The 12339-nt window shown below is 65.5% G+C and carries 9 protein-coding genes; 4 read left to right on the forward strand and 5 right to left on the reverse strand.

Annotated features, from left to right (window positions below; genetic code table 11):
• Positions 1–25: 25 nt before the first annotated feature.
• Entirely contained in the window at positions 26–2254 is a 2229-nt protein-coding gene (locus B5F70_RS06400; RefSeq protein ID WP_343283726.1) for a YgiQ family radical SAM protein, read from the reverse strand.
• Positions 2255–2322: 68 nt separating this feature from the next.
• On the opposite strand from B5F70_RS06400, the gene B5F70_RS06405 reads away from it, so the two are divergent.
• The gene (locus B5F70_RS06405) at positions 2323–2811 is read left to right on the forward strand and encodes a helix-turn-helix transcriptional regulator (protein ID WP_087204737.1); all 489 of its coding nucleotides are present in this window, start codon (positions 2323–2325) and stop codon (positions 2809–2811) included.
• A gap of 7 nt (positions 2812–2818) precedes the next feature.
• On the opposite strand, the gene thrB is transcribed toward B5F70_RS06405, so the two are convergent.
• From thrB to thrC, 4 genes are all read right to left on the reverse strand, one after another.
• Positions 2819–3700 carry a homoserine kinase gene (gene thrB, locus B5F70_RS06410; RefSeq protein WP_087204738.1) on the reverse strand — a complete coding sequence of 294 codons (882 nt, stop codon included), beginning with the start codon at positions 3698–3700 and terminating at the stop codon, positions 2819–2821.
• A gap of 299 nt (positions 3701–3999) precedes the next feature.
• The gene (locus B5F70_RS06415) at positions 4000–5430 is read right to left on the reverse strand and encodes a 6-phospho-beta-glucosidase (protein WP_087204739.1); all 1431 of its coding nucleotides are present in this window, start codon (positions 5428–5430) and stop codon (positions 4000–4002) included.
• Between the two features lie 17 nt (positions 5431–5447).
• Positions 5448–6443 carry a DMT family transporter gene (locus tag B5F70_RS06420; protein WP_206383514.1) on the reverse strand — a complete coding sequence of 332 codons (996 nt, stop codon included), beginning with the start codon at positions 6441–6443 and terminating at the stop codon, positions 5448–5450.
• A 405-nt stretch (positions 6444–6848) separates the two neighbouring features.
• Positions 6849–8360 (reverse strand): threonine synthase, encoded by a 1512-nt coding sequence (thrC, locus tag B5F70_RS06425; protein ID WP_087204740.1) that lies wholly within the window; start codon positions 8358–8360, stop codon positions 6849–6851.
• A 102-nt stretch (positions 8361–8462) separates the two neighbouring features.
• Here thrC and B5F70_RS06430 point away from each other — a divergent pair, with 102 nt between their 5' ends.
• From B5F70_RS06430 to B5F70_RS06440, 3 genes are all read left to right on the forward strand, one after another.
• A complete protein-coding gene (locus tag B5F70_RS06430; RefSeq protein WP_087204741.1) occupies positions 8463–9851 on the forward strand; it encodes an aspartate kinase in 1389 nt (462 codons plus the stop codon).
• A gap of 42 nt (positions 9852–9893) precedes the next feature.
• The gene (locus B5F70_RS06435; protein WP_087204742.1) at positions 9894–10919 is read left to right on the forward strand and encodes an aspartate-semialdehyde dehydrogenase; all 1026 of its coding nucleotides are present in this window, start codon (positions 9894–9896) and stop codon (positions 10917–10919) included.
• A 430-nt stretch (positions 10920–11349) separates the two neighbouring features.
• Positions 11350–12270, forward strand: coding sequence for an aldo/keto reductase (locus tag B5F70_RS06440; RefSeq protein ID WP_087204743.1), 921 nt, complete (start codon positions 11350–11352; stop codon positions 12268–12270).
• Positions 12271–12339: the final 69 nt, after the last annotated feature.

The following is a 12339-nucleotide window of genomic DNA, read 5'->3' on the forward strand; positions in this document are numbered from 1 at the left end:
AGCTTAAGGTTTACCCGGCAACCTGCTAGCCGCGGTGACCGCCGCGGTTGGCCTCGCGGCCTTGGCCTGCTCGGTTGCGGCCGGCTGCGTAGGCACCGCGTTTACCGGAGCTGTTGCCACCCGCGTTGCCGCGCTTGTCGCCGTTGCGGTTGCGACCCTGTGCGTTGCCGCCGGAGCGCCCGCCGCCCTTGCCGGATGCCACGCCGGCGCTCGCACCGCGCCCGCCGCCGGTCCCCGCGCCGCCGGCGTGCTTTCCGCTTCTCACCCCGTGGGGCGGAACGGGGCGGATAAGGCACTTCGGTCCGTAGCCGATGAGGTCCGTGCGCCCGGCCCGCTCCAGCGCCTCGCGCACGAGCGGGTAGTTCTCGGGCTTGCGGTACTGGATGAGCGCGCGCTGCAGCGCCTTCTCATGCGCCGAGCGCGGCACGTACACCGGCTGCATCGTACGCGGGTCGACGCCGGTGTAATACATGCAGGTCGACATCGTGCTTGGCGTGGGGTAGAAATCCTGCACCTGCTCGGGCATGTACCCCGTGTCGCGCACCGCCTCGGCGAGCTCCACCGCCTCCTTCAAGGTGGAGCCGGGGTGGCTGCTCATGAGGTAGGGGACGAGATACTGCTTTTTGCCGAGCTCGCGGTTGATGGCGCGGTACGTCTCGACAAAGCGGTCGTATACGGCGCGGCTGGGTTTGCCCATGACAGAGAGCACGGCGTCGGAAACGTGCTCCGGGGCCACTTTGAGCTGCCCGGAGACATGATGGGCGCAGAGCTCGCGCAGAAACGTGTCGTCCGCATCGGCGAGGGCGTAGTCGAAGCGTATGCCGCTGCGCACAAAGACCTTCTTGACGCCGGGCAGGGAGCGCAGCTCGCGCAGGAGCGCCACGTAGTCTGTGTGGTCGACTGTCATGCTGCGGCAGACCTTGGGCCACAGGCACCGCTTGCGCAGGCACGCACCGTGCTTGAGCTGGTTTTTGCATGCGGGTTGACGGAAGTTTGCCGTGGGGCCGCCCACGTCGTTGATGTAGCCCTTGAAGTCGGGCTCAGCGCAGATCTTGCGCGCCTCGGCGATGAGGCTCTCGTGGCTGCGCGCCTGCACGATGCGCCCTTGGTGGAACGTGAGCGCGCAGAACGAGCACTCGCCAAAGCAGCCGCGGTTGGAGATGAGCGACATCTTTACCTCTGCCAAGGCGGGGATACCGCCTGCCACCTCGTAATCGGGGTGGTAGGTGCGTGTGTAGGGGAGGTCGTACGCCTCGTCGAACTCCTCCTGCGTGAGCGGGCGCGCCGGCGGATTCTGCACAACATAGACGTCATGCGGGTACGGCTCGACGAGCCGTCCGCCGCGGATGGGGTCCATGTTCTCGTACTGGGTGTTGAAGCTCCGTGCGTAGGTGAGCTTATCGGCCAGAAGCTCGTCCCAGCTGGGCAGCAGCGTGTAATCGTATACCTCGTCGAGCGAGCGCGTGCGAAAGACCGTGCCGTCGATGTAGGTGAGCTGCTCGGCCGGCAGACCGGCGGCGAGCGCGTCGGCGACCTCCACGATGGCGAGCTCGCCCATGCCGTAGATGATAAGGTCGGCGCCCGCGTCGAGCAGGATGGAGCGCTTGAGCTTGTCCGACCAGTAGTCGTAGTGGGCGAGGCGGCGGAGCGACGCCTCGATACCTCCGAGCACGATGGGCGTCTCCTTGTAGGTACGGCGGATGAGGTTGCCGTACACCACCGCGGCGTGATCGGGCCGGTGCCCCGCCTCGCCGCCGGGGGTGTAGGCGTCCGTGCGCCGGCGGTGCTTGCTCACGCTGTAGTGATTCACCATGGAGTCCATGTTGCCGGCCGAGACGAGAAAAGCGAGGCGCGGCTTGCCGAGGACAGTTACGCTCGCGGGGTCGCGCCAGTCGGGCTGCGCGATGATGCCCACACGGTAGCCGTGGGCCTCGAGCAGCCGCACGATGATGGCGCAGCCAAAACTCGGGTGGTCCACGTAGGCGTCGCCGCACACATACACAAAGTCGCAGGCGTCCCAGCCGCGCGCGTCCATGTCGGCACGTGTGGTGGGCGGAAAGTCCGCGCGGGTAAAGCCGAGGGCCGTGGGTCCGGTGGGGTCGAGCTGGGGCTTTATCTTGCGTGTCGAAGACTTGGGGTGCGCTCGTCTGCGTGTCGAGGGACTTGACTGCACTGGCTTCGGCGACGAGCCTCGCGTGCCGGTCATGTGTGACGCGGCTTGATGTTGGGAACGTTCGCGGTGCGATGATGCCATGGCTCTCCTGCTTCGAATCGTTTTGCATCCATCCTAGCAGAGGTTTGGGGGGAGGCGGTTTGCCTGGCATGGACCATCGCAGCGGATGGGGGTGTTCCGAGAGTTCAGATGACACGGCGCTTCCCAAGCCTCTGTTCAGGTTTGAAAAGACGCCCCATTACTGGGCGGGGTGGGTTGCGGCATACGTCCAGTGGCGTCTGGCGCTTTCCTTCGACGAGCTGTTTCGCGTTATGCCCTACGACGAGCTCGTTGCACGGTACCATCCCTGGCACGAAGCGTCTGAGGAGCGCTTCTGCGAGCTCTTTGCCGAGGTGGCGCGAGATAGCGAGGCGAGAGTTCCCACGCGGCTCGCCGTCTCGCGCGGCGCCCTGCGCCTCTCGCAACGCGAACTTGCGCACCGATCACGTGTGGGCCTGCGCTCCATCCAGATGTACGAGCAACGCAGGAAGGATATCAACAAAGCCCAGGCTCAAACGTTGCAGAGCCTCGCCCGTGTCCTCCATTGCGCGATAGAGGACCTCTTGGAACCGGTGTTCACGCTAGACGAAGTGGTGTGAGCGCGCGTTACAGGTACTCGATCTGCGCGCCCTCGGTGTCGCAGGTGAGGATATGTGTCTCGCAGGCGGGGAACGCCTCGCGCAGCCGCACCTGGAGGAACTTCGCCACGATGGTGTCGTCGGTCACGGCCATAAGGGTGGAGCCGGAGCCCGAGATCCAGAGCGTTTTGGCCCCTCCCTTAAGGCACGCCGTGCGGATGGCGTCGTAGTCGGGGATGAGCGCCCGGCGGTAGGGCTCCTGCAGGCGGTCGTCGTTGGCGGCAGCAATGAGCGCCGTGTCGCCCGTTTCGAGCCCGCGAGTGAGGCCGGCGATGCGGCCCATCTGCCATACGGCCGTGTTGAGCGGCACCTCTTGGGGCACCACCTTGCGGGCGTCTGCGGTGTGGACCTCGTAGGGCGGGATGATGGTGATGAAGCGCAGCCGCGGGGAGACGTCGTAGCGAAGGCATCGTGGCAGCTCGCCTGTGGGCGTGAACGAGCATACGGCCGCGCCCAAGATCGCGGGCGCGACGTTGTCGGGGTGGCCTTCGAGGGCGGTGGCGAGCGCCACGAGCTCTTCGCGGGTGACGGTGTGGTTGGTGAGCGCGGCGGCGCCCATGATGCCCGCGACCACAAGCGTCGAGCTCGAGCCCAGGCCGCGCGCGACCGGCACCTCGGTTTCGATGTGAATGGAGACGGGGAAGGGCTTCTCGCCCCACGTCTCAAGGGCGTAGAGGAAGGCCTGGTAGACCATGTTATCGGCGTTGCGGAACGCCTCGGGGCAACCGGTAATGGCGAGTTCGCTCGCGCGGTCCATCGTGACGTGCGCATAGAGCGACACCGCCATACCGAGCGTGTCGTAGCCGATGCCGAGGTTCGCGCTCGTTGCCGGTACGGTGATCTTGATCATGGTCTCCTCCTGGTCGATGTGCCCATTCCCTTCGCTGCTCAGACAGTCCTCGCTCGCTTCGCTCGCTGCGGAACTCGCGACGAAGGGAATGGGCACATCGCCTCTGGCGAATGTATGCTCATGCGCGGAGCTGTCATGCGTCTTTATCCTAACAGGGGCACGGCGTGCGCGCCCCTGCGCGTGAAACGGAAACAGTCGCGCGGCCATCGCCCGGTTGGCGGGACGCTTGGCTCAAATCGGCCCCGTTGGTGGCTCGACCTGGGGCGTAGCCGCGCAGACTTCGCGAAGACTCCGCCCGGCTAGCCCAGATCCTCGCCGTTGGTGGCGATGACCTTCTTGTACCAGTCGAAGCTCTTCTTCTTGGAGCGCGCGAGCGTGCCCGCGCCGGTGTTGTCGCGGTCGACGTAGATGAAGCCGTAGCGCTTCTCCATCTCGCCCGACCCGGCGGACACGAGATCGATCGGGCCCCAGGTGGTGTAGCCCAGCATCTCGACACCGTCCTCTTCGATGGCATCGCGCATGGCCTCGATGTGCTGGCGCAGGTAGTCGATGCGGTAGTCGTCGTCGATCGTGCCGTCCGGGTTGACGGTGTCGTGGGCGCCGAGCCCGTTCTCCACCACGAAGAGCGGCTTCTGGTAGCGGTCCCACAGGTCGTTGATGGTGATGCGGAAGCCGAGCGGGTCGATGACCCAGCCCCAGTCGCTCGTGCGCACATACGGGTTTTCCACGCCCGCGAAGGCGTTGCCCTCGGCGATGCCGCCAGCGGTTGCGGGGTCCGCCGCGATGCAGCGGGACGAGTAATAGCTAAAGGATATGAAATCCACCGTATGTGCGGCGAGGATGCGCTCGTCCTCCTCGGTTATGCCTACATCGATGCCCTCGCGCTCAAGCTGCTTGAGCGCATAACCTGGGTAGCGCCCGCGGCTCTGCACGTCCACGAAGAAGTAGTTCTCCTGGTTCTTGAGCTGCGCGGCGCGCACGTCCTCCGGTCGGCACGAGTAGGGGTAGTAGCTGCCGGCGGCGAGCATGCAGCCGACCTTGTTTTCGGGGTCTATCTCGTGCGCGATCTTGGTCGCCCAGGCGCTCGCCACGAGCTCGTTGTGCGCGGCGAGGTACTCGGCGGCGCGCGGGTTCTCGCCCGGCTCAATCACGATGCCCGCTCCCATGAACGGTCGGTGCAAGATCATGTTCATCTCGTTGAACGTGATCCACCAGTGGACGAGGCCCTTGTACCGTGTGAAGAGGACTTCCACCAGCCGCCGATAGAAGTCGATGAGCTTGCGGCTGCGCCAGCCGCCGTACGTTTTGATGAGGTGTATCGGGCAGTCGAAGTGCGTGATGGTGACGAGGGGCTCGATGCCATGGTCGCGGCAGCAGCGGAACACGTCCTCGTAGAAGGCGAGGCCCTCCTCGTTGGGCTCGTCTTCATCGCCCAAGGGAAAGATGCGGCTCCAGGCGATGGAGAGGCGGAACACCTTGAAACCCATCTCGGCAAAGAGCGCGATGTCCTCACGGTAGTGGTGGTAGAAATCGATACCCGTTTGGGCAGGGTAGTAATACCCGGGCTCAAAGTCGAGCATGCGGCGCAGCCCGCGGCTCACGTCGTTGCGCTCGGGGCCGTGGGGGATGATGTCGACGTTGGCGAGTCCGCGGCCTCCCTCGTTGTACCCTCCCTCGCATTGGTTCGCCGCGGTAGCGCCTCCCCATAGAAATCCCTCGGGAAACGGCATGGCTGGTCTCCTTTCTGTTATGCGGTGGCACGGTGCTCGCTGGAGCAATGACCGTGCCGCTTTCCGTTGCCTATGAGTTCCGGCAGTTGCGCCAGGCACACGCCGGCCAAGATGACGGCGACCCCGAGCCACTCGATCACGCCGAGGGGCTCACCGAGCACAATCATGGCGATAAAGAGGCCGGCGGGGAGCTCAGCGGCGGCCATGACGGTGGAAAGCCCGGCGGGCAGATGCGGTGACCCGAGCCCAAAGAGCAGGACCGGGCACATGAGGCCAAAGAACCCGGCGATGGCGGCGAAGGGGAGGATGCCCTGGGTGAGCACTCCCGAGACGAGGTAGTCCGGGCATACGGTGAGCGACATGATTACCGAACCTGCGCAGACGATCGCCCCGCGCTGCTCGTTGCCGCACGGTGCTTTGACCTTGCCGGAGAGCGTGACAAAGAGGGAGCACGAGACGGCGGCGCCGAGCGCGCACAGCAGGGCGACGGGGTCGTAGCCGGCGATACCGGTCTGGTACACGCCGCTCGCAAAGACTGTTCCCGCAACGATGACCGCCGCCGACGCAATTTCGATTGGGCGCGGCGCGCGGCGCGTCATGATGGTCTGCCAGACAAGACCCATCCACGTGAACTGGAAGAGCAGCGTGAGCGCCACCGGGGCGGGCAGTACGCTCATGGCGTAGCAGTAGAGGATCGAGGTGAGGCAGGTGAGGGCGCCAAGGCCCATGAGCTTGAGTACCGTGCGCACGGGCAGCGCGCTGAGCCGCTTGCCGCGCGCACGGCCGATAAGGACGGCGAGCACGAAGAACAAACAGCCGAACCACGCCTGGCTCGCGACAACCTGGTTGGAGGTGAAGCCCGCCGCGTAGGCGAGCTTGTAGGTGGTCGCCATCGCGCCGTAGCAGGCCCCGCCGGCAAAGACCTGCAGGGCAGCCAGGGTTCGTTGGCTTTTGTTGGCTGTTGAGAGCTCGCTTTGGCGGGCGCTCGCTGTAGAGCGGGTCGTATCGTGCACAATACCCCTTTCCCGGTACGCTGGGTACCGTCGTTCGCGTGAGAACGGGGTGGTGGCATGCACGATGCGCTTTACCTACGCACAGAAAAAGCCACGCAACCGCGTTCCCGGTTGCGTGGCAAAAAGGTGACCTATCGTCCAGAAAAGTCCACGCGCTTTTTAAGCACGTCAAAGGTACGCGAACAAGGCGCGCACGGTCAAGAGCCCGGCTGCGGCAGGGGGATTCTCCGCAAGCCCTACACGGCTTCTATGCGGTTGCCGCCGGCGCGCATGGGAGGAAGGGGTCGCTCGAGGAGGCGCGCGCACCGTCCGTCGCGAGTTCCGCAGAAAAAGGAGCCCAACGGGCTCCTTTTTCGAGGACTGTCTGAGCAGAGGATGGTAGGGGCGCCTCCCGCCCGAGCGTGCCTATAGCCTGAGCGCCGCATCCTCCACGTAGGCACCCATGCCGGGGACATCGACCACGTCGGAGAACCGCTCATGTGCGGTCTCGAGCGCAGCGAGCTGCGCCGGCGCGCAGGTGCCGGTGACCTCCTCCAGCTTGCGCATGCAGGCAAAGTCATCTGCGGGAACGTCCTCGCCCAATGCCTCGAGCACGGCGCGCGGGAACTTGTAGGGGCTCGCAGTGGAGAGGAGCATACGGGCGGCGCTGCCCGCGGCGGCGGGAAGCTTCTCCAACACGTGGTAGCCGCAGGCGGTGTGCGGATCAATCAGATAGGCGTTCTCGTGCCAGCTTGCGGCGATGGCGCCGGCAACCTCGTCCTCGTCCGCCCAGCCGCAGGCAAACGTCTCCTGAATCTTGGCAAGAAGCTCGGCAGGCACCTCAAAACGCCCGGTCTCGGCGAGGTCTGCCATAAGGTGGGCGATGAGCTCGCAGTCGCCGTCCGAGACGTAGTAGAGCATGCGCTCCAGGTTTGACGAGATGAGGATGTCCATCGAGGGCGATGTGGTGGTGAAAAACGGGCGATTGCGGTCGTAGACGCCCGTGGTGAGAAAGTCGAAGAGCACGTTATTCTTGTCGCTCGCCACCACGAGCTTGGAGACGGGGAGTCCCAGCATCTTGGCGTAGTAGCCGGCGAGCACGTCGCCGAAGTTGCCCGTGGGCACGCAGAACTCGACCGCATCGCCCGCCGCGATGGCGCCTGCGCGCATGAGCTGGGCATAGGCGGCGAAGTAGTACACGACCTGCGGCACGAGCCGGCCGACGTTGATGGAGTTCGCGCTCGAGAGCACGATGCCCGCCGCGGCCAGGCGCTCGGCGAGGGCGCGGTCGGCGAAGATGCCCTTCACGGCGCTCTGCGCGTCGTCGAAGTTGCCGCGCACGGCGGCGACGGCCACGTTTGCCCCCGCCTGCGTGGTCATCTGCAGCTCCTGCACGCGGCTGACCTTGCCTTCGGGGTAGAAGACGGTGATGCCGCACCCCGGGGCGTCGGCAAAGCCGGCGAGCGCCGCCTTGCCCGTGTCGCCCGAGGTGGCGGTCACGATCATGATCTTCTCGCCCGCGCCGGCAGATGCCTGGGCGCGCGCCATCAAGCGCGGCAGCATCTGCAGGGCGACGTCCTTGAACGCGCTCGTGGGGCCGTGGTAGAGCTCGAGCACGTGCGCGTGCGGGCCTGCAGCAGCGCCCGGTGCCTTTGTGAGCGGGACAACGGGCGTTACCTCGGGGCTCGCAAACGTGCCGGTATACGCTTCGTTTACGCATGCGGCAATCTCGTCTGCTGTGTAATCAGGTAGTAACAAACCGAGCACCGCACGTGCAATAGCAGCATAATCAAGCTCAGCGAGCCCATCTACGTCGACTTTCGCCGAGCCGAGCTCGTCGGAAACAAAAAGCCCCCCATCGGGCGCAAGGCCCCGCCGGATGGCTTCCTTGGCCGAGCACTCCTCGGCGCGCGAACGTGTGCTATGGTACAAACTCATATCGGTAGCTCCTAAAATGCCTCGAGCCCGCGGAAACGTACGCCCATGGTATCAGAGCCGCCGCGCTCAACGTGCCCTACCCGGAAAGGTAACCACCTCGTCATGATTAAGATCGCGAAATTCGGCGGCTCCTCGGTTGCGGACGCCGAGCACTTCAAGAAGATCCGCGCCATCGTGGAGGCCGACCCCGCGCGCCGCTTTATCGTGGTGTCGGCGTGCGGCCGCCGCTTCTCGGGCGACGCCAAAGTCACCGACCTGCTCTACTTGGTCGCCGCCCATGTGCGCTACCACGTGTCGTGCGACGACCTGCTGGCCGATATTGGCGCGCGCTACTTCGCCATCGCCGACGAGCTCGGCCTCGCCTATCCCATCCGTGACGAGTTTGCCGCGTTTGCCGAGAAGGCCAAGGCGGGCGCCCTCTCCACCGAGGAGCTCGTCAGCCGCGGTGAGTACTTTACCGCCCAGCTTATGGCCGAGTACCTGGGGCTGCCGTTTCTCGACGCGGCCGATGTGGTCGCCTTCCATCACGACGGTACGCTCGCCATGGGTCGCACGCACGAGCTCATCCAGGAGCGCGGCATCCCCGGGGGCTTCGTGATGCCGGGCTTCTACGGCGCCACGCGCGAGGGCCGCATCTTGCTCCTTGACCGGGGCGGCGGCGACATCTCGGGCGCCATCCTCGCGCAGGCGCTCGACGCCGACCTGTACGAGAACTGGACGGACGTGTCGGGCTTCCTCTCGGCCGACCCGCGCATCGTGGAGAACCCGCAGCCCATCAGCCGCATCACCTATTCGGAGATGCGCGAGCTCTCCTATATGGGCGCGAGCGTGCTGCACGAAGAGGCCGTTTTTCCCGTTATGGAGGCGGGCATCCCCATCGCGGTGCGCAACACCAACCGCCCCCAGGACCCCGGCACCATCATCTCCGACCGCGAGGACTACGTGGAGGACGAGCCCATCATCACGGGCGTCACGGGTAAGAAGAACTTCGTGGCGGTGCACGTCCTCAAAGACCACATGTCCAACGAGGTGGGCATCATCCGCCGCACGCTGACGATCTTCGAGCGCTACCACGTGTCGGTCGAGCACATCCCGTCGGGCATCGACAGCTTTGCCGTCGTGGTGCAGGGCGACGACGTGAAGGACTGCATCTGGTCCATTGTCGCCGATATCAAGACCGAGGTCGCGCCCGATGCCATCAAGGTGGTCGACGACCTCTCGCTCATCTCCACCGTCGGCCGCAACATGATCGGTCGGCCGGGCATCTCCGGTCAGCTGTTCGCTGCGCTCGGCAACGAGGGTATCTCCATCCGCATGATCGCCCAGGGCTCGGACGAGATCAATATCATCGTCGGTGTGCACCGGGATGACTTCGAGCATGCCATCCGCGCCATCTACCGCGCATTCTCCGATGGCGACCACCTGCTGGAGCTGAAGGACCTGAAGAAGACCGCGGACGAGTCCCGGCCGCATGTTGTTGACGACAAGTAGGCGCGCGCAGGGAGCGGCGCCCGCTGGGGAGAGGGAGGACCTATGAAGGAGTACACCGTCGCCATCTTGGGAGCAACGGGTGCCGTGGGCACGCAGATGCTGCAATGCCTCGAGGAGCGCAGCTTCCCCGTGGGCAGGCTCAAGCTCCTGGCGAGCGCGCGCTCGGCTGGCAAGACCATGGCGTTTCGCGGTGAGGATATCGTGATCGAGGAGGCGACGCCCGCCTCGTTCGAGGGGTGCGACATCGTGCTCGGCGCGGCAGACGATGCCATTGCCAAGGCGCTTCTGCCCTCAGCGGTCGATGCGGGGGCGACGGTCGTCGACAACAGCCACGCCTTCCGCATGGATCCGGATGTGCCCCTCGTCATCCCCGAGATCAACGGCGGCGACATCGCCTGGCACAAGGGCATCATCGCCAATCCCAACTGCGCGACCATCATCGCGCTCGTGCCCACGTGGCCCATCCATCAGCTCGCCGGCGTGCGCCGCATGATCGTGTCGACGTATCAGGCGGCCTCGGGCGCCGGAGCGCCGGGCATGGCCGAGCTGGTGGCCCAGATCGAGGCAATGGGCAAGGGGGAGCCCCTGCCGGAGCCCCGTGCCTTTGCCGCGCAGCTCGTGAGCAACCTTATTCCGCAGATCGGCGGGTTTAACGAGGAGGGCTACACCTCTGAGGAGATGAAGCTCCAAAACGAGGGTCGCAAGATCATGCATCTGCCTGAGCTCGCCGTGTGCTGTACGTGCGTGCGCGTGCCGGTGCTGCGTTCGCACTCCGAGAGCGTCACGCTTGAGCTGGAGCGCCCGGTCACGCTTGAGGCGGTGCGTGAGGCGCTTGCCGCAGCACCCGGCGTGAAGCTTGTAGACGACCGCGCTGCCGAGAGCGCGCACGACCGTTACCCCATGCCGCTCGACACCTCCGACCAGGACCTCATCTGGGTCGGACGCGTGCGGCGCGACATCTCCAACCCGGATGTGGCGCGCGGCATCACCTTCTGGTGCTGCGGCGACCAGATTCGCAAGGGCGCAGCGACCAACGCCGTGCAGATCGCGGAGCTGCTCGCCCGGTAAGCCGGCGTCCTCATCAAACGAGCTTTCATTCTCAGATGGGCTTGCCGCCCGCCCTTTCGCCGTCCCGCACGGTGCTGGGGGCGGGCCTTTTGCATGTCAAGGCGGGATGAGAAGGACGTCTTCTCCGTTTTTCACGGTCACAGCTAGGTTCGACGCTCAAATGTGCACCAAATCCGCGAAAGGGTGCGTATACGTTCCGTCCCGGGGATGCGGAACGTGCATCTTTCTACGCGCGCCGGCCAGGGCTGCCGGGGGCATGCGGAATTTGATGCACATTCGAGCGTCGAAGGGAAAACGTGCCCCGCGCCCGCACCCGATGGCGGCCCATATGCTGCCGCTCACGGCAAGGGGCACCGCGCTCGGAATCGCCGCCAGGGTATTCGCTACCATGGGGGAGCGTCATCCGTCCGCTCCATAGAAAGAGGTCACCATGAACATGCAGGAAATCGGCCAGACAGGTGTCCAGGCTTCGCGCGTGGCGCTGGGCGTCATGCGCTTTGCGGGCCTGTCGCCCGCGGATGCGACGGCTTCTATCGCCGCGGCGCTCGAGGCGGGCATCGACTTCTTCGATTCCGCAGACATCTACGGCGGCGGCAAGAGCTCCGAGGTGCTCGGAGCGGCGCTGAAGGAGCTCGGGGTTCCGCGCGAAGAAGTGGTCCTGCAGACCAAGGCGGGTATCGTGCCGGGCGAGCGCTACGACTTCTCGCGGGCGCATCTCGAGGCGGCGCTTGATGCGGAGCTCAGGCGGCTTCAGACCGATTACGTCGACTTCTTCCTGCTTCACCGCCCCGACCCGCTCTTGGATATCGATGAGCTCTCCGAGACGCTCGGCGCCATGGTCGAGTCGGGTAAGGTGCGCCATCTCGGCGTGAGCAACATGAACCCCTGGCAGATCGACCTGGTGCAGGCGGCAATCGATGTGCCGCTCGAGGTCAACCAGCTGCAATTCGGCCTTGGCCACACGCAGCTCATCAGCAGCGGCCTGCATGTCAACATGGACGATGACACCGCCGCCGAGCGCGGGACGGGGCTTATCGAGTGCGCGCGCCTCTACGGCATGACCATTCAGGCGTGGAGCCCGTATCAGTTTGGTACGTTTGCGGGATGCTTCATCGGCCACCCCGACTTCCCCGAGCTCAATGCCGCGCTGGCCGAGGTCGCGGACGAGGTGGGTTCCACGCCTACGGCGGTGGCGACGGCTTGGATCCTGCGGCATCCTGCCGAGATGCAGGTTATCTGCGGTTCGACCTCGCCCGCGCACATTCGGGAGGCGGCAGCCGGTGCCGACATCGAACTTACGCGCGCGCAGTGGTGGAAGCTTTACCGAGCGGCGGGCAACGACCTGCCGTAAGCGGGCGGCGGGGGACGGCCCTGTTTTCGAGCTTGTGGGGAGCATGTGGGGACGGGCGGGAGATGCCGC

It is taken from the genome of Collinsella sp. An268, assembly GCF_002159765.1.
Classification (GTDB): Bacteria; Actinomycetota; Coriobacteriia; order Coriobacteriales; family Coriobacteriaceae; genus Coprousia.